This window comes from Candidatus Omnitrophota bacterium, from assembly GCA_028716565.1.
GTDB lineage: Bacteria > Omnitrophota > Gorgyraeia > Pluralincolimonadales > Pluralincolimonadaceae > Pluralincolimonas.
Genome location: JAQUPL010000002.1, coordinates 82,322 through 108,044, shown reverse-complemented (window position 1 = coordinate 108,044; position 25,723 = coordinate 82,322). Strand labels below are relative to the sequence as shown.

The window sequence follows — 25,723 nt, the reverse complement described above, 5'->3', positions numbered from 1 at the left end:
AAAAACTACAGATGCCGGTGAATATACTCAGGAATATGGTATTCTACGCCTGTCAGGACATACCCCATTATATTCGCGCCGACACTCTTCAGGATGCTTTCCGCTCGGGCTACCACTTCCCGGCGTGTCTTTCCCGCCCTTACCACTATTATAACGCCATCGACTACTTTGCTCAATATCCTCGGGTCGGCGAACGGTATGACCGCGGGTGTATCCAGGACTATTACCTCAAACTGCGGCCTTACTTCCGCAAGAATGGCCTTCATCCTGTCGGACGCCAGCAGTTCGTTCGGATTTGCGGGCGTCTGCCCGGCGGGCAGGACCACCAGGTTAGCTATATCTGTCTTTACCAACGCGTCTTCTAATTTCAGGTTTCCCGAAAGGACGTCGGACAGGCCCCTCTCACTTCTTATCCCCAGTAACGAATCGATGGCAGGTTTACGCATATTGCAGTCGATAAGCAGGACCGGCCTGCCAAAATCCTGGGCCATGACCACCGCGAGATTCGCCGCAGCCACCGATTTCCCTTCCCCATTAGCGGAACTGGTAACAACCATTAGTTTTACGTTGCCGGCCTTCTCCGATGAACAGGCATGCATCCTTAAAACGCGGAATTGCTCTGTTATATGGCTGGCAGGATTGTGGTATGCCACTATCTTTTTGCTTATCCCTGTTGAACGTATTTGGCTTTCTGGTCTTTCTGCGGCCTGATACACAGGCGCCTCTTGAGGAGCTTCCTGTTTCTCCGTTTCCGGCGCCGCCGGCGGGGGGGTAATTACCGGCACTTTGTCCTTCTGCAAAGCTTCGTCTTTCTCTTCGGCCGCCTTTTTCAGCGCATCGCTTAATTTTTTGAACCCGTTGCCGTTATTTGCCATATTGTTTCGCCTCGGCAGTCTTTTCTTTGTTGGCTATCTCAATGACTTTATTCTTTACCTCTTCCTGCCTCATATTTGAATATGTCGCGGCGACTGCAAAAAACACGATATACAATATTACCACCGTTACCCCGACCACGCGCTGCCTCGCATTCCGGGCCATTACCTCGTTACGGTCGACAATGGCCGCCACGCCTCCTAATATCTCGAATTTTAAAAATGCCCTCGCGTCCTCCACTCCCCTAAAAGAATGGTCCGCGAATTCGGCCATGAATACGCAGCCAAACCCGGAAAGGATGCCCAATATGAAAGCGACTATCCCGATCAACAAGATCTGCGGCTTGGAAGGCTTAAGGGGGAGCCTGGCATCGTCGAGGATCGTATATTTGGTCCCTTTCTCCTCGGCCTCTGATGTCGCGAGCTTATTTTCTTCCACTTTTAGCACCAGCATTTTATATATATTGTCATTTACTTCGGTATCTCTCGTAAGCAGGGCTAATTTCCTGTCCTGTTCCGGCAGAGTCTCGATCCTCTTTTCATATTCGCTGACCAGTCCCTGCAGGTTCTTCTCCCGCACCCTTAATTCATCCGCCTCTTTTTGGGCATCTCTGAGTCTTTGCTCAAGCCTCTTGTAAAAAAGAGGCGCGGTCTGGGCGGTCTCTCCGCCGACCAGTTTCTCGGTCTCAAGCCGCAGCTGATCGCGCGTCTCTTCCATCTCGACCTGCAGAGAAGAGATGTCAGGCGAATCAGGAGTAGTCTTTATAAGCTCCTCTTGCTGGGATTGCAACGATTGTAACTTGGAATTAAGGCGGCTGACCGCCGGATTGAGGTCGATCGACTCAGCCGTTATTATGACCGGCTCCCTGCCCGCCAATTGCCTCTTTACCAGGTCTATTTTATTCTGGGCTTCTTTTATGCTCATCTGGATGGCCGTAAGCGATGTCTGGTAATTGGTGAGCATGGAGACGTTATAATCGAGCTCCTTCCCTGGCAGCTGCATAGGATACTGGGCCCGGAACTCGAAAAGGGCTTTTTCCGAGTCTTCGAGTTTTTTCTTATAAAGCTGGGCATGCTGTTCGGCGAATTTAACGGCGTCCTTGGCTTGCTCGGTCTTTTTTGATTTATTCTCGTCTATAAAGATCTTTACCAGCGTCCTTACGGAGTCCCTCGAGACGACGGGGTTCTTGTCTTCGTATGAGATCTGGAAAACGTCGGGAGACCTCATTTTTACTTCTGCCCGTTTCCGGATCCCCATCAGAAGTTTTTCATAGGAGGCTTGATCGGCAATGCCCTTATCAAGGCCGAGTGTTTTTACTAATACTAAAAGATGGGGATAGCTGAGGAGTTTTTCCGTTAAAGTCTTAAGTTGTTCGGAAAGGGTAGGAGGTTGTCCGGTCACTGAGACATATGTCGGTTCCTTGGTGGCGAGCGGATTAATCGGTTTTTCTTCTTCGACAAGCACGAGAACTGCCGATTGGTAATATTTGGGCAGAAAAAAACTGCCTATGCTGGCAGTGAAGAAGACGATGACGAAGGGCATCATGAAAAACCATCTGCGGTGGAAGATTATCTGTAGATAATCGCGTAGCGAACCTTGGTCCTCATGCGTTGTCATGGTCATGGTTTAATACTCATCGCCGCCGTCTAACAATCTCTGGATATCTTTTCTTATCGCCTCGCTCTTCTTTTCTTTCTCTACGGGGGTCATCAGTACCCCACCGGACTTTTCTATGGCATCGGTTACGATAGCGTCGTCTCTTTTTGTCCTGTTGATGGTGTTTTGGTATTGCTGCCTTGAAAGCGTCTGGCGGTTATTATTCGTCAGGATATGGGGCGTGACAAAGACTATCACCTCCCTCTTCTGGTCCTGGTAATTCTTGTTCCTGAAGAGCAGGCCGAACAGGGGCAGATCCCCCAATATCGGGATCTTATTTACTGTCAGCTTTTTCTGGTTCTTAATGAGCCCGCCCAGGACTATCGTCTCGCCGTCCCTGACCATCATTACTGTATCGGCCTGGGTGGTATCTTTGGCCACGACGTTGTCGACCTCAGGCACCCTTCTCGCGGTGCTGACCTCTGGATGTATCTTCATCGTGACATAATTATCCTCGCCGATCTGCGGCGTAACTTCCAATTTTACGCCGACATCGACATATTTTATATCCTGGACGAGCAGGTGGGTTATCGGGTCAGTCGTCGCCACCGCGTACGGCTCGCTGCTCCCGATAAGTATATTCGCTTTCTCGTTATCTATGACCACGATCCTCGGGCTCGAAAGGACCTCGGTATTCGCGTTGCTCTTGAGGGCGTCTATAGCGATGTTATATTCGTCGGCCGTAAGGCTTCCGATCTTAAAGAAACCGGCCGGGCCCGCTGCCGGGAGCCCGGAAGCGAACATCGCGGCCGTATTGATAAGCGCGGGGTGATGGGCGGCTTTACCGCTGGAATCGACCGGTAATTGGCTCAACTGCTGCCATTGTATGCCAAGCTTCGTCCCTTCATCGAGGGTGACTTCTAATATCATCGACTCTATGAGCACCTGCTTATGCTGGGAATCCCAGCCCCCGATAAAATTATCTATATTTTTCAGTATGACCGGCGTCGCCCTGACGGTTATACTGTTAGTCCTCTCGTCGATGTATACGTCACCCTTCTCTTTGGGTATCACCTGGAGTATCTTCGGCTCGACATCCTTGGCCTTGGAATACAACAGCTTATATTCTTTCGTCTCGGTAGGCTGGTCGAGTTCCTTAAGCGCGATCTCGATCTCTTTTACCTTTTCCGGGGTATCGGTCACTATTACCTGGTTGTTCTTCTCGTTCGTCTCTATCCTGCCGCGGGCTGTCTTCATCGAAAGGAGGACTTTTTTCAGGTCGGCGACATCCGTGTAGCCAAGAGTAAATACCCTTGTTTCGAGATTAACGAAACGCTCCTGTTGTTCCGAGTCCTGGTATGTGTAGACGGATATTATCCCGTTTTCGATGGAATATAGGTAATTGTTCGCCTTCAGGACCGAGTCGAGGGCCTGGATCACGCTTACGCTGTCAAGTTTTACGGTAACCGTGCCGATGACATTATTGCTCAGGGCTACGTTCATTCCGCTCTGGTCGGCTATCATCTTGACGACCGCGTCGATATTCATGTTCTGCACGTCGAGGGTGACCGTTTTGTCGTCTTGGGCGCAGGTGAGATGGGCAAACACCAAAAGGAAAACCGTGACGAAGCTGCAAAACAAAAGTTGCCTGCTAAATCTCATTCGTGATCTCCTTTACGGCGCGGCATGTCTTGTTCCTGCCTTCGGCCTTGGCCCTGTATAACGCCCTGTCGACGTGCTTTATGAGTTCCGTTTTCGAGACCGCTATATCGGGATAGCTCGCGGCCCCGATGCTCGCCGTCAGGTTTATTACGTTCTCTTTTGTCCCGAAAGCGTAATTCTTTATGACCATCCTTATCCTGTCGGCCAGGACAAACGCGCCCTCCAGGTCCGTTTCCGGAAGTATTATCGCGAATTCCTCTCCGCCGTACCTCGCCACGATATCCACCTCGCGGCATATTTTCTTGAATATTTGGGCGACTTCTTTTAATACCTCGTCGCCCTGGGGATGGCCGTAGCTGTCGTTTATCTTCTTGAAGCTGTCCAGGTCGATCATTATGAGGCCGAATGGCTGCCTGTACCTGGCCGATCGCAGTATTTCCTTGTCGAGCGCGTCGTTAAAATACCTGTAGACATAAAGGCCGGTAAGGCCGTCTGTTATCGAAAGCTCGGTTATCTTCTTGTGGAGCATGGTATTGTTTATCGCGATGCTTGAATGGCGGGATATGATCGAGAAGACTCTCAGGTCTTCGCCGCTGAAGGCGTTCGGGAATGAATTGGCGACTGCCAGCATGCCGATAGGCTTCTCGCCGGCCAAAAGTAATTGCGCCTGGAAAGAGCTGAGGATATTCCTGTTTTCGGCGTATGAGTCTATTAAATTTCCGCTGTCTCGAGCCTGATCAACCGAAACTTGTTCCGGCAACAGTCTCCCCCCTGTTAACCTGTTGAACGTTTCTATGATCTTCAGCTTAAAGTTGTCAATCTCCTGCTGGGTAGCCGGGTATTTTACCTCGACTATTATTCCCGTCTTTTTTTCCTCATCCACAAACAATAAGCCGCATAGATGACAATCGATGGAGCGCTCGATTATCTCCAAAATCGCGTCTATTATCTCCTTATAATCGAGCCTCGAGTATATTATATTACTAACTTCCTGCGAGATTGTCAACTCATATAATTCGTCATCGAGCGAACGGGCGATATCTCCCAGGATCTGCTTGCTGACTTTGAGTTTTTCTATTTTCTCGTTGGCCTCTTCGAGCTCTTTCTGCCAATGCGAGGATTCGATCGCTATCGACATCTCATTTGTGAGGATCGTCAGGAGCGCAAGGTCATATTCCGTAAAAGGCTCCCTCGTGGATTTATTGTTTACGTTGATCACGCCTACGATCCTGTTCTTTATCCGGATGGGCGCGCTCAATAAGGACGATGTATAATATCTCTTGGAATTCTGGCGGGAGAAACGCTCGTCGGTCTCGATGTTCCTTATCAGCAACGGGCTCCCCGCCTTCGCCACCCAACCGGAGATCCCCTTGCCCACCTTTATGCGGGTCTTATTTATTACGTCGTCGCTTAATCCCTTGGAGGCCTTGATCACAAGTTCCTGCGCGGGTTCGTCTACGAGCATCAACGACCCGAGTTCGGAACTCAGCATCGTCGTTATCTTATCGAGGACTTCGTTAAGGATGCCCTTGACCTCTTCCGACGATAAACCGTTATACGACTGGTAAGCGCTCACAAGCTTTACCAGGACTCTCTTGAAATGTTCGCTGTCGAGCTGGAATTTATTCGACAGGACGCGGTTCTCTATAAGATTGAGGGATTTTTCCAGGTTATCTTTAAAATCGGATTTTGCCGTAAACCTGATCGCGTTCTGTTCGGGCTGAGATTTCATGCCGCAGAACCTGAACATATCCCTTTCGTTGGTGACGCAGATCAGGATGGGGATATGGCCGTTTTTGGGGTCGTCCCTGAGAAGTTTATATACGGAACTGCCGTTTATGTCTGTGATGCATGGATTAAGCATGACGAGGTCAGGCGACTCCTCGCAGACTAGCTCAATGCCGTCCAGTCCGTTGGTCGCCAGTAAGGGAAGATAGCCCTTCTCCGAAAAGATATCGGAGATATCCTGCGCTATCGTCGGATTGTTTTCTATTATGACTGCTTTTTTCTTTTCCATTTTCCGGTCTTTAGCAAACAAAAAGGAGCCTAACTTCCGGCTCCGGTTTGATTTTTATGCTACTCTGATACTTGCTATAAACTACACCTAACGCGCACATTTGTCAAGGAAAATATCTTGCTTTTTAGTGGTAATTTGTTGACGAAGATGGTGCCGGGAGAGGGGGTCGAACCCTCATAACCTTACGGTCGCGGGATTTTAAGTCCCGTGCGTCTGCCAATTCCGCCATCCCGGCGTTTGGCGCTTATGATAGATAAATCTGGAGGCGACGACCGGAATCGAACCGGTGGATCGCGGTTTTGCAGACCGCTCCCTTAGCCACTTGGGTACGTCGCCTTAAACAAAAGGCACCGGAGTATTGTAACCCAAGTGCCTTTCTTTGTAAATACCCTAAATGTCACCTATTATCTATTTTATCTTTACGTATCCACCCCTATAGAGGCTTATTTGAGATCCTGTGCCGTGAACGGCATTAGTGCACGATAAAATAATGGAATTTGACGCCATTGTGCTTGCCGGCTGAGTATAGGCGGTATACGAAGTCCCGGCAACCGGACAATTTAATACGTTGGTATCGTCGATGTCGTTGTCCGTGTATAATGCGCCCAGCGTGGCAGGATAAGTTCCGCTGTACTTGCCAGCGTACAATTCCAGCGCCGTACCTACCTGTTTCAAGTTATTGGCGCAGCTTACCTTACCGGCTTGTGTCTTGGCTTTAAATAGGCCAGGTGTAAGTAAACCCGCGAGGATAAGTATGATTGCCATGACTACCAACAACTCGATAAGGGTGAAACCCTTTCTCTTGCATATATGCAGCATCATTCCTTCACCCCCCTTCTCCATTAACTTTGTTTTCCAATTTAACATATAAAAATATAAAAGTCAAAATAAAAAGGCACCTAAGAATTCCTCTTGGGTGCCTTTTTGAAGCTTTTCGTTACTTATACCATTACTTTATCTTTACGTATCCGCCTTTGTAGAGGCTTATCTGAGCTCCTGTGCCGTGAACGGCATTAGTGCACGATAAAACAATGGCATTTGACGCCGTTGTGCTTGCCGGCTGAGTATAGGCGGTATACGAAGTCCCGGCAACCGGACAATTTAATACGTTGGTATCGTCGATGTCGTTGTCCGTGTATAATGCGCCCAGCGTGGCAGGATAAGCATCGCTGAACTTGCCAGCGTACAATTCCATCGCCGTACCTATTTGCTTCATGTTATTGGCGCAGCTTACCTTACCGGCTTGTGTCTTGGCTTTAAATAGGCCAGGTGTAAGTAAACCCGCGAGGATAAGTATGATTGCCATGACTACCAACAACTCGATAAGGGTGAAACCCTTTCTCTTAATCATGATGTATGTCCCCCTTTCTCTTTTGAATTTTACCAGTATTATAATGATACTTTGCCGCCTCTGCTTTGTCAAGGATAATCCTTGAGAGGTTTTTTTTGTGGGAAAAAAGGGCTTCTGCTTTTCCGGTCCCGGATATGATCGAAACAGGGACCTTCCGGTTCCCGAACGGGGATCTTTTGTTATTTAGCGGCGCCGCGATGATATAGTCGAGACTCTTCTCTTTCAATTTTTTCTTTGCGTTCTTCTTCAAGTCGGCAGTCTCCACGGCGAAACCTATTACGACCCTGCCTTCTTTTTTTTGGGAGACGAGCGAAAGTATGTCGGGGTTCCTCTTCAACCTTAATACCAACCGGTCCTTCCCCTTCTTGATCTTCCGCGGGAAGACAGCCGCCGGCCTGTAATCCGCTACGGCCGCCGACATTATAAGGCAATCGGATGCCGGAAAATGCTTTTCGACGGCCTTTTTCATCTCCAGGGCGGAGACGACAGGGACAAATTTCACCCCTTTGGGCGGGGTCAGGCATGTCGGCCCGCTTACGAGCGTGACCTTATGGCCGCGCCTGGCGGCTTCCGAGGCTATCTGGTATCCGAAAAAACCCGTAGAGGAATTCGAGATGAAGCGGACGGGGTCTATGTATTCTTTGGTGGGGCCTGCGGTTATGAGTATTCGCAACTTCAACCCTTGAGTAATTTCTTCGCTTCCAGGATTATCGAGGCAGTATCGGCGATGTGCCCGATAGAATCGTGCCCGCATGCCAGGGGACCTTTGATAGGGCCGATAAATCCTATTCCCCTGCTTTTGAGCTTTTTGATATTATCCTGCACCGCGGGGTTCAAATACATCTTCTCGTTCATCGCCGGGGCAATAAGGGTCTTCGCCTTGGACGCCAGGACCACGCAGGTCAGGAGATCGTCACAGATGCCGTTGGCTATCTTGCCTATCACGTTGGCGCAGGCCGGGGCGATCAGTATCAGGTCGGCCATGTCGGCCAACGAGGTATGGACCGGGCTCCATTCGGCCGGCAGTTCGAACATCTCTGAATAAACTTTGTTACGGGAAAGGGTCTGGAGCGTCAAGGGAGTGACGAACTCTTTCGCTTCTTTCGTCATGATGACCGTGACGTTCGCCCCCGCCCTCCTCAGGCTATTGACGATATCACACGCCCTGTAAGCGGCGATGGAACCGCTGACCCCGAGGATCGCCTCTTTCTTCGCCATTATTTTTTCTTTTCCTTCATCCCTATCTTGCCTTCTCTGATCTCTTCAAGCGCTACGGTCGATATCTTCTTGCTTTCGGTCTCGACCAGCTTCGGGCTCCCTTCGTTCAGCTCCAAGGCGCGCTTCGAGGCAAGTATCACGAGCTTGTAGATAGAATTATCAGTCTTGTCGAGAAGGTTCTCGACCGAGATGGAACTCTTCGCTTTCAATTTTTCACCTCACCCTAAGTCTTTCCGCGACGATGATTGATTTGAGCTTTTTTACGGCATCCGTAAAACTGTCGTTGACTACCGCGTAGTCGTATTTCTTAATATTGCAGATATCGGCCCTCGCGCAGCTCAATCTCTTCTTTATCTCGGAGGAATGATCGGTCATGCGGCCGACGAGCCTCTGCCTTAAAGCCTTCAGTGAAGGCGGGAGTATGTAGATCGAGGTTGAATCCTTGAAATTCTTCTTTACGAAATTCGCGCCTTTGAAATCCAGGCTGAGGATCACGTCCCTGCCGCTGCGGATATTGCCCGAGACGGAGCTTTTTGACGTTGCGTAATACTGCCCGAACGGCCGGGACCACTCCAAAAAATCTTTCCTTTTAAGGCGGCGGCTGAATTCGTCTTCTGAAATAAAACGATAATCGACTCCGTCTCTTTCGCCCGGGCGCCTGAGGCGCGTCGTAAAAGAGGCCGGATGCGCAAGGGACCTGTCCTCTTTTAAAAGCGCCTTTACAAGCGAGGTCTTGCCGCAACCCGACGGCGCTGAAACGACGAAAATATGTCCCCTTCTCTCCGGCATAGGCCTATTCTATGTTCTGTATCTGTTCCCGTATCTTTTCTATCTCGCCCTTTATGGCGATGGCCAATTGGGCTATCTTGTAATCGTTCGTCTTCTGGCCTACGGTATTTATCTCGCGGTGCAATTCCTGGGCGATGAAATCCAATTTCCTTCCCACTTCATCCTGCTGGTTAAGGGCCTCCCCGAGGCCCTTAAGATGCGATCTTATTCTGGTAACCTCTTCGGATATGTCGGAATTCTTGGCGAAGAGGGCCACCTCCAGCTCTATCCTTCCCTTGTCGAGGTTTATCTTCCCGGACGAGAGCTCTTTTATCTTTTTTAAAAGATGGCCGCGATATTCCCTGACGGCCAGCCTGGAGCGATGCTCTATAACCGCCAGGTGCCTGGAAACCATGGCCTTCCTCTTTAATATATCCGCGACCAACCTCTTGCCTTCTTCTTCCCTCATCTTTACCAGGGAGGATAGGGCTTTATTCAACGCGGACTTGATGTGCGGCCAGAGCTTCGCCTCTTCCTTTGGCTGCTCCTCCACGCTTATTACGCCGGGGAAGGCGATTATCTGGGAAAAATTGATCTCGTCTTTCGATCCCAGGGAATGTTTCAGGTCCAGAAGTAATCTCTTATATTTACGGGCGAGGTCTTTGTTTATTATGAGCTTTGGCCCGGACTTCCGCGGGTTATCGTATGTCATGGAAAGGTTCACTTTCCCGCGTTTTACTTTCTTGGCGATCTCGGCCCTCAGCTTGTCCTCGAATATCTGGAAATTTTCGGGCAGGCGGGATGATACCTCGAAGAACCTGTGGTTCACGGTCCTTGCCTCTATCTGTATCTTCCCGTTCGGCGTAGCCGTCTCGCCGCGGCCGAAACCCGTCATGCTCTTAAGCAAAGCGCACCCCCCTAGAAATCCATCGCGTTAAAGATGTTCTTGGAAAGGCCCGGGCACTGCTGTTCAAGGTAAAACTTGCTCGTCAATATCTGCGCCTTCAGCAGGCGCTTCATCTCTGCGGCAGACCTGTAATGGAAAGGGTTCATCTCCTTAAGCCGTTCCTTCGACAGGCCCTCGACCTCTACAGGCACCAGGACCTTATCCTTCCATATCGGATGGGGCTCATACTTTACCGCGCCTCTTGCCGCCTGGAATAAAAATAGTTCAGTCTCTTCTATGGTGGGCCCTGTGCCGCCTACCGGCCTTATCTTGCCGCCTATCTCCTCAAATTTTGTCTTAGGTAATTTTACTTTCTTATCGCCGAGTTGCACTTCTACCCAATCGTAGTGCGCGCCGACCCTGCCGGTGGTGCTGATCTGGTAAACCTCGAGCGGGTTATCAGTCTTCTCTCTTTTTTTAATAAAATCGTGGAATCTTTTCACGTGCGCGGCATTCCCTACGCCCATCGTGAAAGGAAGGCAATATCTCGATTCGTATTTCTCCTCGCCCACGCCTTTCCTGCTCTGGGCCGGATGGCCGGTCGTGCGGCCGTCAGCGAGCACCTTTGCCGCAAAAGCGGGATCGCTCAACTTGAGCCAGGCATAATCGGATATATATCCGGGGCTGATGAAGACCGCCATGTTAAGCGGGCCGCTCGAATCGACGCTGCCGTCGTAATAACCGGTATCCTCGATCATCAGGACCGTCCTCGCGTTCTGGTTGGGTTTGCCGTGGTACTGGAAAAGTTTTCCGGCAAAACTTATGTTGCCCTTTTCGTCCCACTCGGTATTCTCGTGCAACGCCCGCGGGGAGGAGACGGCCTTGAACATCGCTTCTTGTCTCTCGTCGAGGTCTTCAGTCTTGGTCCATGCTCCCTTTTCCGGGCTGACCACACAATCCTCGAAGACACCAATAACGTCATCATTCTTTATTACTTGCTCGGTTATATATTTTGAAATGTCGATGCCGAATTTTTCTTTAAAAGCCGGGGCGGTGTGGCTGTTTATGGTATACATTCCGTGAGTCGATTTTCCGCTTCCGGTAAGGCCCCAGAGGGCCATGATTATCCTTTTGCTTTTTCCGTCCGCGCGCTTCGCGGTAAATTCCTTCAGGCTGGCATGCTCACCGGTCCCGCCTTTCCTGTAGACGTGGTATATCCAATGGGAAAGGAAGCCTTTCTTCACCTCTCCCTGGTAAGAGCTCGCGGTAACAATAGTATATGAGTGGTTAGGGAACCTGATCACCCTCAACATTTCATGTCCGCCCGGGACATTGGGGTTTTCAAGATAATGCGGTATACAAAAAAGCGTCGCATCCGGTTCTTTTGCCGGGTCGCCGGCAAAATTCAATTCTTTCCAGCGGTAACCGATGTCGGGGAATTGGGGATCGATGAAAAGGCGGCATTTCATCTCCGCCTTCGAGCCGGGCTGGCCGAGGTTAGCGTCGACCTGGACCATAGGTTTGCATAATATCTGCTCGAGGACGCGCTGCATGAGTTGGGTGTGCTCGAGTCGCAGGTCCTCTTCTTTCTCGACGACAACGGTCCCGGCCGCACTGCGGTTCCAAATATTGGACGTCCATCCCCAACTGTCGTTCTTATAACGGGTACCGTAAGATTTGGCCCTTTCGAAAAGGTCCGTGGGGTTGTTCTGGACGGCGGTTATACCGGCGGCCTCTTTCTTCCTGACTATCTTCTTGAAGATATCGAGGAAACTGTTTACGGTGATCTCTTCGGAGCGGATTATCATTTTTCCCAAACTCTTTTTGTTATATTGGTAAGCGTTACAAATTTGGTGGAATAGAGGTCCACTATAATATCATCCGGCTCGAACCAGAGTTTTATCTCGCGTTCGGCCTCCTCCTCGTTCGAGGAGGTATGTATGACGTTCTCGTAAAGGCCTTTTGTGGTTATGCGGCCGTACGAACCGCGGATGGTGGTCGGGTCGGCCTCTTCGGGATTTGTGGCGCCGGCAAGCTTTCTTACTTTATTTATGGCGTCGTCGCCCCAGTAGACCATGGCCATAACCTTGCGCCTTTCGTGCAGCTCGCCCTGTATGTATTTTACAAGGTCCTCGAAGAACGGCTTGTCCTTCATGTGCTTATAATGTTCTACCGCCAACTCCCTGCTTACCCGGATTATCTTTGCCGCGACGATCTCGAGCTTTGTTTCCGACAACCGCGTAAGGATGTTCCCTGTCAGGGACTTCTTCAGGCCGTCGGGCTTGATCACTACCAAGGTCTTCTGTTCCATTTTAGTATTTCCTTTTTATGTAAACCTAGATTTTATTACATAACTGACCGTTTGTCAACAAGTTGGTTACTTCTTACCGCCGGACTTTTCGAGTTTCTTTTTCGCGCCCTCGTGGTTAGGGTCCCTTTTAAGTGCCTCTCTCCAGAAATCTTTGGCTTCTTCGGTCTTACCGATCGCGGCGCTGACGTTCCCGATATTATAATAAGCCTCGGGGCTTTCCGGGTCAAGCCTTAGGGCCTCTTGGTATTCCTTGAACGCGTCCTTAATCCTGCCTTGTTTATAATAAACGGTGCCCAGGTTTATCCTGGCCTCAAAGAAAGCGGGATACGCCGCAAGGGCCTTTTTATACGCCCCCTCCGCTTCCTTGAAATCCTTATCCTTCTGATAGGCGTTACCTAGCGTAAGCCAATAAGCAGCGTTAGACGGAATTAATTCGGCGGCCTTCTTGTAGAATCCTATGGCTTTCTTCGTCTGGTTGTCGAGGTAAAGGATATTGGCCATAAACCAGTACCCCAGGGGAGAATCCGGTTTAAGCCTTATGGCGTTATTATAAGCCTCGATCGATTCCTTCTTCTTCCCCTGCCAATAAAGCGCGGCTCCGAGATTTATGTAGTCATTGACTGTGTTTACGCCTGCCGGCTCGGCGGCAAGCGCCTTCCTGTATTCCTGTTCCGCCTCCTTATATAAGCCCAAATTGAAATACTCGACGCCTAAATTAGTGCGCAGGCGGGTGCTCAAAGGAGAGAACTTCAGGGTGTATTTGTAAAAAGATACCGGATCCCTCCATATGTAGTTTTGCCTTATGGTCAACGCGCACAGCATGGCCAGGATAACAATTATGAAGCTCGCCGCGCATAACTTTATCGACTTGAAACGGAAAAGAGCTATAAGCGCGGATGAGCCCAAAAGAAAAAATCCGGCGGAAGGGAGATAAAGCCAATGTTCCGCGACGAAAGCATTTATGGGGATGATGTTCAAGACGGGTATTAGCATCAGGATGAACCATCCGAAGCCGAAGAGCGCTTCTCTGTGGCGTTTCCTCGCCAGCCATACAAATACCGCGATAGCGGCTAAAACGGAAAGGGCTAACATGACTCTGTGGTCAAAAAAATAGTGCGGCCTATCGAAAAGAAAGTCGCTTCGTTCCATATGCAATCCTCCCGGGAACAGAAGCAGCTTTATATATGTTAAGATAATAGGCGGGATGAGATAAAAACGTTCTAGCAGCGGCAAAGAACCGCCGGCGGTCAGGGTGCCTTTAATATTAAGTAAGATCGAATGTCTTATAACGCCGTAGATCAACAAGGCTGCAAGGTAGAATGCGTATTTCAGGGATCTTTTGCCCTTAAGCCCGTCCTTCCTGAAACAGGCTTCGTAGAGAATGAACGTTAAAGGAAAGACCGCGGCCGATTCCTTTGAAAAAAGGGCCAATAGAAAGGATAGCACAGAAACCCCGAAATAAAGTTTCTTCTTGTATCCGTCAAAGTCGATATACGTTATAAAGAAATAAAGGGCCAGCAGGCAAAAAAATGCCGCGAGCGGGTCCGCCCTCCCTGAGATATACGTCACTGACTCGGTCTGGACGGGGTGCAATACAAATAATATAGCCGTCAAAAAAGCGAGGAGTTCCCGGCGGAAAACCAGGCGAACGATCCCGAACACAAGCAGCGCGTTACCCAGGTGTATCAGGATATTGGTAATATGGTAACCGAACGGCTCCAATCCCCATTGATGATAATCTAGCGCGAAACTGGTCATCAGGACAGGCCTGTAGAACTTGCCTATCATATCCTGATGATAGACGTTCTCGAAAAAAAGCCTGGGTATATACGCAAGGGACCTTATGTGCAGGTTTGCGGAGACCAGGAATGCGTCATCCCAGATAAAAGGGTTTAACAGCGAATTCAGATATGCGAACCCGCCCAAAACGGCGATGACCGCGGAGAGTAATAAGGTGCGCGAAGTTTCTGTTTTGAATACAAACGGGACGTTCTTCATCAAGGCATCTCTACTTCTACGGAGGTATGGCCGAATTGCTGGAACCTGTCGGTCTTGACCTTTACGTCGCACGGGTTGCAGTGCCCGAAATCGGCGCAATCCCTGAATTTATCCTCTATTTCGAATTCCGGGTCCAGGATGCCGCCGATCTTATTTTTTCCCGCGTAAAGGTCGGCGTGGCACCGGAATACGCTGCCCTCGCTGTCTATCAGCAATTCGGTGGTCCTGCATCTTACCTTCTTCCTGAATTTCCCGTCACAGGCGCCCGGATATTTATATGTCCCGTATAACCGGCCCCTGTGTCCGCCCAAAAATTCCTTGGTGCGGAAATCAATGCCCAGTTTTTTGCATCTCTCCATGGCCTCGAGGACGGCCTTCTCCGTCGCCGGATGCATAACCCCCCATATCCCCACGCTGAATTTCGCTTCCATAAGCTTAAGCGTCTTTTTTATAAGCTCACCGAGCCCCATCTGTTCCGGGTGATAGCTTATCCTTATCGAGGCGTACGGCGACTCTCTCTTGATCCTGTCCGGGCCGACTTTCGCGATAAACTCATCGACGTCGAACTGCAGGTTGGTCAGAAGATCGATGTTGAGCCCGGGCTTCAGGTTATTGGCGATATAATAAAAATCCGGGTGCAGGGTAGGTTCGCCCCCCTGAAGCGTCACCGGAAGGTCCTTCCTTGAAACGATCCTGTTTAATCCGGTGACAAAATCCTTCCCTGAGATGATTTTTCTTTTTATCAGCTTCTGTTCGAAATTATTGATGCAGTAACCGCACTTCAGGTTGCAGGCGAATGTCAAGAATACGGCAATGTAATTGTAGTTATGCGGCATTTTGATCGGTTTCATGGCATCCTGCCGAAAATAACGTGTTTTACGGCCGCTAAAAAACCTGCGATAGCCAGCATCGCGGAATTCCCGATATAATATTTCCCGCCTTTACAGATCACCTGCCCGTTATTTACAAGCCTGACGATCCGCCGCTCGATGACATCTTTAAAATTATAACGCTCCAGGATCTCGCGCAATGAAAGCCCTTGCCGGGCATCTTTTAATTCAATCAGGATGCGTACCCTGCGGGCGGTCTCCCCCATATTTACAAAATGAAAATAGCAATATCCCGACAAAACATATATCGCGATGTTGCTCGCCGATATAAGGTCCGGCCTTATAAGGATAGACACTAAAAATCCGCATGCAAACCCGAGGAAAACGGACCGCAGCAATCCCGTCCCGGGAAAAAACCTGAAAACGGATATCTGGACGAGGACGTTCGCCGCCAGGCCTATAAACGGGATAAAAATATGCGCGCCGTTATCCCCCATTCGCGTCAACCGCCTTTCGGAGCGTTAAGCAATCTGCGGAACCACACAAACACCTCCGCCAGGAAGCGCCCTTTTGAAGTCAGGATATATTTCCCGGAATCGATCCGGATCAAATTATTGTTTAATAGATCTTCGACTCCGGCGGCCACCAGCGTCTCGTCGGTCATAGTCCTGTATAATTCGCTTTTCTCCAGGCCGGACTTGCCGGCTCCGGCGATCTTACGCACTATCACGAGTGAAGGGCTGTCGGCCTCCATCGCCGGATAAGAGACCACGTAAGCGGCCGCCAGGCAACAATACAGGACTATATAATCGATATGGCTTGAAACGCCCTTTAGTGATACAGCGCCCAGGACCAACGTCCAAAAAAATATGTTCGCCAGGATGAATGCCCTGTTCTTCCCCGGCAGGCGGGTTCTCCAAACTGCCAGGTGCACTAATAGGGCGGCGAAAAACGTCAGTAAACCGTAAAATAAGGCGTTCATATGAAATTGATATGCGCCGGGGGTTCCCCTTTGGGTTTTTCAGGGGAGACTTTCCCGTTTTTAACGGCCCACAAAAATTCGTTGACCTTGTGTTGAAGGCATAACGTGCCGCACATCGTCCGGGCGTCGAACTGATCCGAGGAGATCAGGCGTATGACCTCCCAATAGCGTTCGCTCTTCCATATTTCTTTAAATGATTTTTCCGCTATGTTGCCGATATGATATTTTGAATATTTTTCGTTAAATAACATCCCGCATGGAGCCACAAGGCCTGAACCGGAAAACTGCATAATAAAAGGCGGGCCGTAGCAACGGCAATAGTCCCTCTTCCCCTCGCTCAATATTTTAGACCATTTTACGGCGACTTTATAGCCCTCCGCAGAGAATTTCTCAGCCTCCTTTAATACGTCGATACATTTCTGGTATTTTGAATAATCGACGCCGAGGCTCCCCTTTTCATCGTCGCTGCAGTGTTTAAAGATGGTGTAATCGACGCCGAGCTCTTTCCCGAGCCTGGCAAGAGGCATTACCTGATCGGCGAAATCCGGCAAGAATACCATCTGCAGTCCGATCGTGACATCAAGCCCCTTCGCCTTTTTTATCCTTACGCATTCCCGGATGGTCCGGCAGACTTTTTCAAAACATTTCTCGCCGCAACCGTGGATATGCGCATACCTTTTAGGGTCGGCGGCGGATATATTAAACCTTATATAAATAAGCGCGGGCAAGATCTCTTCAAGGCACTCTTCCTTGAGCAGATATCCGTTCGTGCCGACAGCCATATCGAGCCCGTTTGCCTTTCCCCTCAGGACAGCGTCGTAAAAATGCGGCGAACAAGTGCTCTCGCCGTCGCTCACGAAGCTTACCGCCTTGACGCCTATCTCGGCCGCGTCATCCAGAAACCTGAATATCACGTCCTTTGTCATCTTCTTTTCGTCGTTGGCCTGCAGCGCACCGTAGCAATAGACGCACCTGTAAGTGCACCTTCTCGTCAACGAACAGTCGATGGTGATAGGCGAGATCCTCTCGCCTTTGAGCCAGGCCTTGAGGCGCTCCTGGTGCCATATCAATTTTTGACCGTCTAGTATCAAGTCTGACATTTAAAATTTCCCGGGATCTCTTATTTCCGGCGGGCTGCCGTCTGCGAATCGCTTGAATAATCCTGTTGCCGTTTTTTATTTTTACTGAAGTAATAATCTCTCACCAATTTCAAATAACCCTTGATGACTTTAAACAGGGACGGGAAATTTATCGCCTTGGAGGAACCGTTTTTCCTTGAGCCGACCTTATAGGGGACCTCTGCAAAGAGATATCCTTTTTTCGCGGCCCTGATCAGTATATCAGTCTGGAAGAAAAAACCGTCGGAGCGTTCGTCTATTCCCCATAAAATAGACCTCCTGTAAAGGACCGTCCCGTTCGTATAGCGGAAATTGACCATGAAAGTCGAATTTATGATAAAACGATAAAGGAGGGAAAGGACGTTCCTGAATATAGGCCTGGCCTCCCTGTTGAAAATGAACGGAATGACGATATCCACCTGCTCGAGGAGCTTATAATAACGGAATGCTTCTTGCGGGTCGTTCTCGTTGTCCCCCGGCAACATGACGATGGCGTCGCCTTTAGCCGAGTCCACCCCTTTCCAGAAGGATGAGCCTATGCCTTTCGGCCTGTCATGATTTATCACGTGGACGCGGGAGGGATACTTTTTCGATTTTTCTTCAGCCAGCGATCTGGTCCGGTCGGCGCTCCCGTCGTCGACGACTATGATTTCACCGTTGATCCCAAAGAGGTCGAACGCCTTCAGCGTGTTCGAGATGGCATCGCATATATTGGCCTCTTCGTTTAAAGCCGGCATTATAACGCTAAGTTTATTTTTTTCGTAATCCATAGGCCTTTCTTGCCGCTTTTGCTATATCTCCCGAATTTTTATAGAACGCTTTTTCCAGTCGATGGCTTGCCGGCGTCGGGGTATCGGGAAGGGCGACTATCTGGACGTCGGCTTTAAGGTATCTCCTTATCCTGTCGTGGATCCGCCCCAGAATTATCTCCGCCGCGCCGCCTGAACGCCACCCCATATCCGCGATAACTAACCTGCCGGTCTTCTTTACCGAATCTACGACTATCTTTTCGTCAAAAGGCACGAGAGACCTCGGGTCTATTATTTCTATATCTATGCCGCCGTCTTTGAGTTCCTTGGCGGCCTCGACGGCTTCGTTCACCATCAATGAAACAGCTACTACGGTCACGTCTTTACCGGTCCGCCTGACAACGCCTTTCCCTATCGGTACAAGATATTCCTTTTTCGGGACTCCGCCCTTCACATCGTAAAGCCAGCGGTGTTCGATAAAAATTACAGGGTTCCCGTCGGCTATGCTTGAAAGCAGCAGCCCTTTGGCGTCATATGCCGAACTTGGCGCGACGACTTTTATGCCGGGCATCTGCATGAACATCGCCTGCAGGCTTTGGGAATGCTGTGCGGCCGAGCCCCATCCCCTGCCGATGACCGCACGTATGACCAGCGGGACATGGCTCCTCCCGCCCGACATATAACATAATTTCGCGGCGTGGTTCAATATCTGGTCGAAAGAGAGGGGAAGAAAGTCCATCCTCATATGGACCAGGACCGGCCTCATCCCGGCCAGGGCCGCTCCCACTGCGAAACCGGTCAGCCCGTTTTCGGCGATCGGCGTATCTAAGACCCTTGATGGGAATTCTTCGCGCAACCCGGCCGTCGAGCCGAAGACCCCGGCGGGATCATCCACGCCCTCGCCCATGATAAAAACCCCGGGATCCCTTTTAAGGGCCTGGCCCAGGGCCTCCCTTAACGCATCCCTGTAGCTTAAGACCCTTCCTGCGGCATTTTTATCCGGGGAGCGTGAACTTATAGTCCGCTCGACCGCCACTTCAGTCCAGGGCACGGCTATCCCTTCCAGTAAACATCTTCATAGAGTTCCCCTGTATTCGGAAAACGGCTTCTCTTGGCAAAATTCTCCGCCTTTGATATCTCTCTTTCGATCTTAACGCGCATCTTCTCGGCCCCGGACCCGGTCAATAACCCTTTTCTCGATAACTTATCTTCGAGTCTCTTCACCGGACACTTCCTGACCCAGCCATCCAGCTCATACTTGGGGCGGCAACCTTTTTCAAAATCGCAATCCGGCCCGACATGCCCCTTCCAACGGTAAGTCCGGCATTCCATAAGATACGGCCCAGAGCCTTTCCTTATCTTTTCGATCAGGCCCTTAGAAAGATCGAATACTTCTACTGCGTCGTTGCCGTCGCAGCGAAAACCCTTTATTCCGAATATCCCGCCCCTTTTAAATATGTTATCCACCGGCTGCCTTGCTTTCTGCGGGGAATTTGTGGCATAGAAATTGTTCTCGCAAACGAACAAGACCGGTAATTTTTTCAGTGCGGAGAAATTAAGGCTTTCGTAGAACGCTCCTTCGTCTACCGCTCCGTCGCCGAAGAAGACGACCGCGATATTCCTGCTCTTCCTGAATTTTAAACTTAATGCCGCGCCTACCGCGACCGGGATGTTCCCGCCGACGATGGCCGAGGTCGCGAGGATGCCTCTATCCGGATCCGAGAGGTGCATGGAACCGCTCTTCCCTTTGCAACACCCCGTCCGCTTCCCGTAAAGCTCGGCCAGGATAGAAGACATGCTCATGCCCTTCGCCAGGCAATGGCCGTGACAGCGATGATTTGTAAAAACATAATCTTTGTCTGTCAGGTTACGGCAGACGCCGGCTGCGACAGCCTCCTGGCCCACGCATAGGTGGACCGGCGTCTTCATTTCCTGCCCGGGATATGAACGGATGACCCTCTCCTCGAAAAGACGAATCCTGAGCATCGTCTCATATATCTGTATCAGGTCGCGGCCTCTGCCCTGTCTTGCCATCTTCACCTTAAATGAAATTTACGTGCGGTCCGGGATTGCTCAATTCCCAGAGGTAACTGTTGATTTTGTCCAGCCGGCAGGCCCGGCGGCATTTCTCGACGTCCGTCTTTGAGCTAATCTTTGCCATTACGGCTCTCCTGCGCCTGCCTTTGATTATATCCTCAAAACTGTTCTTATAAATATTGCCGAAACTGTATCCCTTTTTCCCCAGAAAAGCGCTGCAGGCGTATACTTCCCCGTTCGCGTCGATATAAGCCCAGAACGGGAGCCCCAGGCAGCGCGCGTATTCCTTTCCAGATCTCAATCTTTTCATCGTCTCGTCCCTGAACGATATTTTAAACCTGTCGTCCTCAAGGCCGCGCAGTTTTTCATATAGTGAAATATGGTCTTTATGCCTGAATCCGGGATTTATGCGCGACCCGCTTAAGGGATGCTGGGAATAAGGCTTGACCGTCAAATAATCGACGCCTGTCTTTTTTAATATCCGCGCGAGGGCAGCGACCTCTTTGACGTTGCCCGGTATCAACAATAATTGGACGCCTATGGTCGTCTTTAGCTTTCCATTCCTTTTTATCTTCACCGCTTCGCGGAGGTTCTCCATCACTTTGTAAAAATCCTCTTTCCTTGTGCGGTGTATTTTGGAATAGGTCCCGGCCGTGCCCGCGTTAAGGCTTATCCTGATCCAGGTAAGGTATTTTAAGATCTTTCGTGAAATTTCCTTATTGAGAAGGGCCCCGTTCGTCGTGACGGCGACATCTATCCCCCGGCCTTTCGTGTATTTTATTATCTCGCATATGTCCTTATAGAGCAGCGGCTCCCCTTCTCCCGCATACATCACGCTCTTGACGCCGAGCCCGCCTGCCTGCCTGACCGTTTTCTTCAAGACATTCAGATCCAGGAACCTGGCTTTATACCCCAGGTAGTCGACCGCGCAAAAGACGCACCTGTGGTTGCAGGCGCCCGAAGGAGCGATCTCCAGATATATCGGGCTTACCTGCTTGCCTTTCAGCCAGTCATCGACCCTCCCGATATGGAACATCAATTTATGTCCGTCTATCCTGAAACGGTCTTCCACGCTATCTCCTCTTGGCCGGGAGCATCTTTACGATCTCTTCCTTTACCGCTTCCGGCGTGATATATTCCATGCAATTGACCTTTTGGACGCATACGGAATTGAGGCACGGCGCGCATTTATACGGCGACTTCGGCATAAGCTTTACCCCTCTTTCGTAAAGACAGACTTCTTTCGAAGAGCTGGGCCCGAAAAGCGCGATCATCTTCTTTCTTAGGGCAATCGCCAGATGCATCCCCAGGCTGTCATTGGTAACGATAAGCCGGCAAGAATTTATCCAATCCATATATTCGTCGAGATCGCCGAGCCCCTTCTGCCAGCAGACGCTGTATTTGCCTTTTAATAATTTCCCGAGCTTCTGCCAGTTCCTTTTGGGCCATGCCTTATTCGGCCATTTATCCCCCACGACCCAATTAAAGCCTATATCATATTTTACCTTAGAACGCGGCTTATACCCAAGTATATATTTTTCGCCCTCGGACCATCTCTTTCCTATCATCGAAGCGAGTGCGTCCTGCCAAAACTTTAAGTTCTCTTTTTTCTTCTCAAGGTCAAGGCACAGGCTTAATACCATCTCCGCGCCGTTATGCGCCTGCGCGGCGCCTTTTGCCGGGTCAAACCTGAACCCGAACCTCTTCCGCGCGTTCACCGAATCTGAAAGCGCGCAGATGGCCGGCCCTTTTTCGAGATTGATCACCGTATCGAACCGCTCGCGCTGAAGCTGTAACACCGACTCGGGCCCGAAAATAAGTATCCTTTTTATGCGGGGATTGCCGTCAAGCAGAGGATAGGCCTTCTCGTCCACAAGCCAGGTAACGTCTCTACCTTTAAAATAATTCAAGATGACGGTCGTCCTCAGGACATCTCCCAGGCTCGTGGTCGTGCCTATCTCCTGGTCAAGGGTCTCCGAATAACCTAATTTTATGATCAATACCTTATTTGGCATCTGCCTTCTCCGTTTGGTCAAGGTCTTTCTCGAAGACGAACGGGCCGAAGCTGATTCCATAATCTCCTTTGTCCAGCCCCGAGGGGATCAGTATGTAATTGTGCTCCTTTACGATCTGGCCCGGTTTCCATTCGTCCCGCAGGTATGCCCTGTAACCAAACATGTGCTCGTTCCTGAACCTGGCGTTGCCGTTGGCGTCCGAGAACTGGATGAAAAATCCCTCGGGCCTGCTATTGCCTTTTATCCTCTTCCAGTAATATACCATATGCAACAGCCCGCTGCCCGGCGCGTCGTCATCTACGATATCATAGCCCAGGAAGACGATCTCTTTGTTCAGGTCCACGTTCATCGGGTACTGTATCTTGGGATTGATGACCGCCTCGCAGAGCCTTGGGCCCTTATCACTGCCCTTTCCGAACAGGACGGTGTCATTAAAGGCCCTTACAACCCTCCAGTCCCCGGCTTCTAGGAAAGAGCGGATGTTGCCCGGGGCGGATGGCGGGAAGAAGGCTGCTATCATAAGAGGCTCGTTGAAATCTATGAGCGCATATTGAAGGTTCTCCGGCGGTTCGTATTTCACATTCGTATACATCTTGTGCCCGGTCGACACAAAATGCATCGAATAGAGATCGTGCCTGTTAGATAGCTTGGGCAAAAACTGAAAAGTCGCTATCGCGGAAGTATCACCCGGTATCGCCTTGACCAGTTTTTCTTTTTCCCTGCTATAATCCCCGGCTTGATACCGGGACACATGCCACGCTAAGTTAAATTGCGGGGCCTGTAAATATATGCCTGAAAAAACAACGAACCCCAAAAAACAGAATAACAGCTTCGCCTGATGTCCGGCAATGGGCCCATAGCGCGCCAGTTTATTAAGCCCGCATATAACCGAAAAAAATATGAAAGGGATCATTATCGCGGTGTAGTGGAAATAGATCGACGCGACAGTTACCGGCGAAGCCAGCAAATTCTGCATCAGGATCGGGATAATGACCAGCAAAGGCAGCGGGCTTAATAAACCCAAAAATCCGACCGGCAAAAACAGTTGGATAAGATACAGTATTTTCCTGGGGGTAAATGCGTACGCCGCAACCCCTATCGGGTGCAGGATCATCGTCTTAACCATTTCGGCCAGGTTGGTACCCAGGTGCCTGTAATGGGAACCGAATATAAAACCTCCGGGATATAAATCCGCGTCTTTCGCGAAGTACGGGATTATCATTTTCACCGATACTAAAAACCAGATAGCGCCGGCTAATAAGGGCACAAAAACCCACTTCCCCTGCTTTCTTCGCGCCATCGCGTATATGCCCATCATGAATACGATCAGGCTTGCGTTTTCTTTGCAGAGCAACGTCAAGAATATGCAAATGAGGAATCTTTTAAAATTACCTTTTTCAAAATAATACAAAGCGAAGAAAAGAAAAAAGATCTCGTATGTGTCAAAATGTGTCTCAAAAAGATTGGCGAAACCCAGCGCGGGATATAACAGGTAGGCCAGGACCACGGCCAGTGAAAAGGTCTTGTTCAGCCTGGTCCCTGCCAAAAGATACAGCGGGTATGCCGCTAATCCCAGGAACGCGCTTTGCAAAAACAGGATCGTCAACGGGCTCTGGAAAACCGCATATATCGGCATGATCAAAAACATTATCAGGTACAGATGAGCCCCGAAAATCACCTCTTCCAAAAACGGGAAATACAGCAGTTTGCCGTGGACGCTGTTCCAAAAGACGACCGCATCGCTGGCTAAATCCCAATCTGTATAATTAAAAGACTGGTATTTTAAGAAACACAGGCATCCGAAGGCCAGGATATAAGCCAAAATAGATGCCCATACCAGGCGATCCGCGAACTTCAGGCAAAACGCGTCTATCCTCTTCATAGGCCTCTCCTGTATTCCCAAAGGTAAAATGTCGTCTTCCATAAGCTAAGTTTCCTCTCCTCCTTGAACCTGATAAAAGTACCCAACAGCCAGAAAAGCAGGAACAACTGCTTACACTTGATCTTTTTTGCGAGATATATCAAAAACGGTTTCGCCCGGGGAAACCGCACGCAGAGATGGGCCACCTTATGGATGTTAAGCAGGGCTTCCTTGTTATCCAGGGACAGCACTGAATCCTGAATGAACGAATTCGGCATATCGTCGAAAGAATAATCTTTTTTCAGCAACCCCTTATCTATGCAATACTGAGCCAAGGCAGTCTTGGGAAACGGCAAAAAGACCGCCGTAAACATATAATCGGTCCCGCCGGCGATATTTAAATCTATTGTCGATACCGCATCATCGACCGTTTCGCCCGGCAAACAGAACATATTCGAAGTCTGCACTTTGATCCCGGCCTTCCTGATAATGCCCACGCCGTCAAATATGCGTTTATTACTGATGTTTTTCTTGAGAATTTCCCTGCGCAATTGTTCATTTCCCGTTTCGACGCCAAAACTTACGGTATGACACCCGGATCCGGCGAGAAGGCCGGCAAGGCGTTCCGTTATCAGGTCAATCCGGGCCGTGCATATATAGGGAAGGCTGACTTCTTTCCTATACAAAGGGCTGAATGCTTCGAGCCAGCGGATATCCGCGGCAAAAAGGTCGTCGGCAAAAAACAGCGAGGTGGTGGGGTATTCGGCAACGACGCGTTTTATCTCCTCGACGAAATGTTGCGGCGATTTTCTCCGTATATATTCCCCCTTGCCCTTGAAAACCTCCATAATATAGCTATTCGCGCAAAAAGAACACAAAAACGGGCATCCGCGCGAAGACATAAAAACCTTTAAAGCGAGCTTGCCGAGTTCGGGATATTTTTCATAGTATAGGTGCCGGTCCTCAAAAAACGAATCCAGCTCCCGGGTTATGGGCGCGACGTCCTGCATTACGGGATTCCCGCCTTCTTTATAAAAGATCCCGGGGATGCCAGCGGCCGATTTCTTCTGCGCGATGCGGTCTACGAGTTCTGCAAACGAAGATTCCCCTTCCCCGCAGCATACATAATCGACGCCGGACAGCGCCAAGATCTCTTCCGGATACAGGATAGAATGAACGCCGCCGACGGCTATGGGCACAGCGGGCATTTGCCTCTTTAATCCGGCGGATAGCTTCCTGAGCCAGTTGTGCTCTGATGACAACGCGGAAAAGGCGATCAAATCCGGTTTAGTTTTATTTAATGCGGAAACAGCGTCTTTTTCGCAAACGTCTATTACGATATCCGTTTCGTGTCCGCGCTTCTTTAGCTGCCCGGAGACCGCCATGACCCCAAAATACGGGAACATCTGCTTCTGGACAAAACAGACCTTCATTCAGCGTCCTTCCGGCTA

General features: G+C 50.0%; 23 protein-coding genes, 2 tRNA genes and 2 pseudogenes. All 27 read right to left on the bottom strand.

The window, feature by feature from the left end; translation table 11 throughout:
- Positions 1 to 5: 5 nt before the first annotated feature.
- A complete protein-coding gene (locus PHO67_03730) occupies positions 6 to 875 on the bottom strand; it encodes a CpsD/CapB family tyrosine-protein kinase (GenBank protein MDD5546255.1) in 870 nt (289 codons plus the stop codon).
- A complete protein-coding gene (locus tag PHO67_03725) occupies positions 865 to 2,496 on the bottom strand; it encodes a GNVR domain-containing protein (protein ID MDD5546254.1) in 1,632 nt (543 codons plus the stop codon). The genes PHO67_03730 and PHO67_03725 overlap by 11 nt, the downstream gene beginning before the upstream one ends.
- A 3-nt stretch (positions 2,497 to 2,499) precedes the next feature.
- A complete protein-coding gene (locus PHO67_03720; GenBank protein MDD5546253.1) occupies positions 2,500 to 4,131 on the bottom strand; it encodes a secretin N-terminal domain-containing protein in 1,632 nt (543 codons plus the stop codon).
- Complete coding sequence (locus PHO67_03715; protein ID MDD5546252.1) at positions 4,121 to 6,148, bottom strand: diguanylate cyclase; 2,028 nt, start codon at positions 6,146 to 6,148, stop codon at positions 4,121 to 4,123. The genes PHO67_03720 and PHO67_03715 overlap by 11 nt, the downstream gene beginning before the upstream one ends.
- A gap of 148 nt (positions 6,149 to 6,296) precedes the next feature.
- Positions 6,297 to 6,383, bottom strand: a tRNA-Leu gene (locus PHO67_03710).
- A gap of 25 nt (positions 6,384 to 6,408) precedes the next feature.
- Positions 6,409 to 6,484 (bottom strand) — tRNA-Cys (locus tag PHO67_03705).
- A gap of 300 nt (positions 6,485 to 6,784) precedes the next feature.
- A pseudogene (locus PHO67_03700) lies at positions 6,785 to 6,991 on the bottom strand (type II secretion system protein).
- A gap of 331 nt (positions 6,992 to 7,322) precedes the next feature.
- Positions 7,323 to 7,499 (bottom strand): annotated as a pseudogene (locus PHO67_03695) (type II secretion system protein).
- Positions 7,492 to 8,178, bottom strand: a complete 687-nt coding sequence (locus PHO67_03690) for a phosphopantothenoylcysteine decarboxylase (protein ID MDD5546251.1) — start codon at positions 8,176 to 8,178, stop codon at positions 7,492 to 7,494. The pseudogene PHO67_03695 and the gene PHO67_03690 overlap by 8 nt, the downstream one beginning before the upstream one ends.
- Entirely contained in the window at positions 8,175 to 8,717 is a 543-nt protein-coding gene (locus PHO67_03685; protein MDD5546250.1) for a flavoprotein, read from the bottom strand. The genes PHO67_03690 and PHO67_03685 overlap by 4 nt, the downstream gene beginning before the upstream one ends.
- Positions 8,717 to 8,926, bottom strand: coding sequence for a DNA-directed RNA polymerase subunit omega (rpoZ, locus tag PHO67_03680; GenBank protein MDD5546249.1), 210 nt, complete (start codon positions 8,924 to 8,926; stop codon positions 8,717 to 8,719). Before rpoZ ends, PHO67_03685 begins: the two co-directional genes overlap by 1 nt.
- 4 nt (positions 8,927 to 8,930) lie before the next feature.
- A complete protein-coding gene (gmk, locus tag PHO67_03675; protein ID MDD5546248.1) occupies positions 8,931 to 9,506 on the bottom strand; it encodes a guanylate kinase in 576 nt (191 codons plus the stop codon).
- Between the two features lie 4 nt (positions 9,507 to 9,510).
- Positions 9,511 to 10,392, bottom strand: coding sequence for a YicC family protein (locus tag PHO67_03670; GenBank protein MDD5546247.1), 882 nt, complete (start codon positions 10,390 to 10,392; stop codon positions 9,511 to 9,513).
- Positions 10,393 to 10,403: 11 nt separating this feature from the next.
- Positions 10,404 to 12,179, bottom strand: a complete 1,776-nt coding sequence (locus PHO67_03665) for a phosphoenolpyruvate carboxykinase (ATP) (GenBank protein ID MDD5546246.1) — start codon at positions 12,177 to 12,179, stop codon at positions 10,404 to 10,406.
- Positions 12,176 to 12,682: a nucleoside-diphosphate kinase gene (locus PHO67_03660; protein MDD5546245.1), complete on the bottom strand. Its 507-nt coding sequence runs from the start codon at positions 12,680 to 12,682 to the stop codon at positions 12,176 to 12,178. The genes PHO67_03665 and PHO67_03660 overlap by 4 nt, the downstream gene beginning before the upstream one ends.
- Positions 12,683 to 12,748: 66 nt before the next feature.
- The gene (locus tag PHO67_03655) at positions 12,749 to 14,680 is read right to left on the bottom strand and encodes a tetratricopeptide repeat protein (GenBank protein ID MDD5546244.1); all 1,932 of its coding nucleotides are present in this window, start codon (positions 14,678 to 14,680) and stop codon (positions 12,749 to 12,751) included.
- On the bottom strand, positions 14,680 to 15,531 hold the full coding sequence (locus PHO67_03650) for a radical SAM protein (GenBank protein MDD5546243.1): 852 nt from the start codon (positions 15,529 to 15,531) through the stop codon (positions 14,680 to 14,682). Before PHO67_03650 ends, PHO67_03655 begins: the two co-directional genes overlap by 1 nt.
- Positions 15,528 to 16,007: a hypothetical protein gene (locus tag PHO67_03645; protein ID MDD5546242.1), complete on the bottom strand. Its 480-nt coding sequence runs from the start codon at positions 16,005 to 16,007 to the stop codon at positions 15,528 to 15,530. The genes PHO67_03650 and PHO67_03645 overlap by 4 nt, the downstream gene beginning before the upstream one ends.
- A gap of 5 nt (positions 16,008 to 16,012) precedes the next feature.
- Positions 16,013 to 16,492 carry a hypothetical protein gene (locus tag PHO67_03640; GenBank protein MDD5546241.1) on the bottom strand — a complete coding sequence of 160 codons (480 nt, stop codon included), beginning with the start codon at positions 16,490 to 16,492 and terminating at the stop codon, positions 16,013 to 16,015.
- Positions 16,489 to 17,592 carry a radical SAM protein gene (locus tag PHO67_03635; protein ID MDD5546240.1) on the bottom strand — a complete coding sequence of 368 codons (1,104 nt, stop codon included), beginning with the start codon at positions 17,590 to 17,592 and terminating at the stop codon, positions 16,489 to 16,491. The genes PHO67_03640 and PHO67_03635 overlap by 4 nt, the downstream gene beginning before the upstream one ends.
- A 20-nt stretch (positions 17,593 to 17,612) precedes the next feature.
- A complete protein-coding gene (locus PHO67_03630) occupies positions 17,613 to 18,380 on the bottom strand; it encodes a glycosyltransferase family 2 protein (GenBank protein ID MDD5546239.1) in 768 nt (255 codons plus the stop codon).
- A complete protein-coding gene (locus PHO67_03625) occupies positions 18,361 to 19,410 on the bottom strand; it encodes a transketolase C-terminal domain-containing protein (GenBank protein ID MDD5546238.1) in 1,050 nt (349 codons plus the stop codon). The genes PHO67_03630 and PHO67_03625 overlap by 20 nt, the downstream gene beginning before the upstream one ends.
- Positions 19,411 to 19,412: 2 nt before the next feature.
- A complete protein-coding gene (locus PHO67_03620; protein MDD5546237.1) occupies positions 19,413 to 20,393 on the bottom strand; it encodes a thiamine pyrophosphate-dependent dehydrogenase E1 component subunit alpha in 981 nt (326 codons plus the stop codon).
- A gap of 7 nt (positions 20,394 to 20,400) precedes the next feature.
- Positions 20,401 to 21,468 carry a radical SAM protein gene (locus PHO67_03615; protein MDD5546236.1) on the bottom strand — a complete coding sequence of 356 codons (1,068 nt, stop codon included), beginning with the start codon at positions 21,466 to 21,468 and terminating at the stop codon, positions 20,401 to 20,403.
- Between the two features lies 1 nt (position 21,469).
- Positions 21,470 to 22,411 carry a glycosyltransferase family 9 protein gene (locus tag PHO67_03610; GenBank protein MDD5546235.1) on the bottom strand — a complete coding sequence of 314 codons (942 nt, stop codon included), beginning with the start codon at positions 22,409 to 22,411 and terminating at the stop codon, positions 21,470 to 21,472.
- Positions 22,401 to 24,293 carry a DUF2079 domain-containing protein gene (locus PHO67_03605; protein ID MDD5546234.1) on the bottom strand — a complete coding sequence of 631 codons (1,893 nt, stop codon included), beginning with the start codon at positions 24,291 to 24,293 and terminating at the stop codon, positions 22,401 to 22,403. The genes PHO67_03610 and PHO67_03605 overlap by 11 nt, the downstream gene beginning before the upstream one ends.
- Positions 24,290 to 25,705: a radical SAM protein gene (locus PHO67_03600; GenBank protein ID MDD5546233.1), complete on the bottom strand. Its 1,416-nt coding sequence runs from the start codon at positions 25,703 to 25,705 to the stop codon at positions 24,290 to 24,292. The genes PHO67_03605 and PHO67_03600 overlap by 4 nt, the downstream gene beginning before the upstream one ends.
- Positions 25,706 to 25,723 lie beyond the last annotated feature (18 nt).

Bases quoted from the DNA above. Each gene is read 5' to 3' on its own strand.
- PHO67_03730 (MDD5546255.1), bottom strand. From the start codon at position 875: ATGGCAAATAACGGCAACGGGTTCAAAAAATTAAGCGATGCGCTGAAA.
- PHO67_03725 (MDD5546254.1), bottom strand. From the start codon at position 2,496: ATGACCATGACAACGCATGAGGACCAAGGTTCGCTACGCGATTATCTA.
- PHO67_03720 (MDD5546253.1), bottom strand. From the start codon at position 4,131: ATGAGATTTAGCAGGCAACTTTTGTTTTGCAGCTTCGTCACGGTTTTC.
- PHO67_03715 (MDD5546252.1), bottom strand. From the start codon at position 6,148: ATGGAAAAGAAAAAAGCAGTCATAATAGAAAACAATCCGACGATAGCG.
- PHO67_03685 (MDD5546250.1), bottom strand. From the start codon at position 8,717: ATGGCGAAGAAAGAGGCGATCCTCGGGGTCAGCGGTTCCATCGCCGCT.
- gmk (MDD5546248.1), bottom strand. From the start codon at position 9,506: ATGCCGGAGAGAAGGGGACATATTTTCGTCGTTTCAGCGCCGTCGGGT.
- PHO67_03665 (MDD5546246.1), bottom strand. From the start codon at position 12,179: ATGATAATCCGCTCCGAAGAGATCACCGTAAACAGTTTCCTCGATATC.
- PHO67_03660 (MDD5546245.1), bottom strand. From the start codon at position 12,682: ATGGAACAGAAGACCTTGGTAGTGATCAAGCCCGACGGCCTGAAGAAG.
- PHO67_03655 (MDD5546244.1), bottom strand. From the start codon at position 14,680: ATGAAGAACGTCCCGTTTGTATTCAAAACAGAAACTTCGCGCACCTTA.
- PHO67_03650 (MDD5546243.1), bottom strand. From the start codon at position 15,531: ATGAAACCGATCAAAATGCCGCATAACTACAATTACATTGCCGTATTC.
- PHO67_03645 (MDD5546242.1), bottom strand. From the start codon at position 16,007: ATGGGGGATAACGGCGCGCATATTTTTATCCCGTTTATAGGCCTGGCG.
- PHO67_03640 (MDD5546241.1), bottom strand. From the start codon at position 16,492: ATGAACGCCTTATTTTACGGTTTACTGACGTTTTTCGCCGCCCTATTA.
- PHO67_03635 (MDD5546240.1), bottom strand. From the start codon at position 17,592: ATGTCAGACTTGATACTAGACGGTCAAAAATTGATATGGCACCAGGAG.
- PHO67_03630 (MDD5546239.1), bottom strand. From the start codon at position 18,380: ATGGATTACGAAAAAAATAAACTTAGCGTTATAATGCCGGCTTTAAAC.
- PHO67_03620 (MDD5546237.1), bottom strand. From the start codon at position 20,393: ATGGCAAGACAGGGCAGAGGCCGCGACCTGATACAGATATATGAGACG.
- PHO67_03610 (MDD5546235.1), bottom strand. From the start codon at position 22,411: ATGCCAAATAAGGTATTGATCATAAAATTAGGTTATTCGGAGACCCTT.
- PHO67_03605 (MDD5546234.1), bottom strand. From the start codon at position 24,293: ATGAAGAGGATAGACGCGTTTTGCCTGAAGTTCGCGGATCGCCTGGTA.
- PHO67_03600 (MDD5546233.1), bottom strand. From the start codon at position 25,705: ATGAAGGTCTGTTTTGTCCAGAAGCAGATGTTCCCGTATTTTGGGGTC.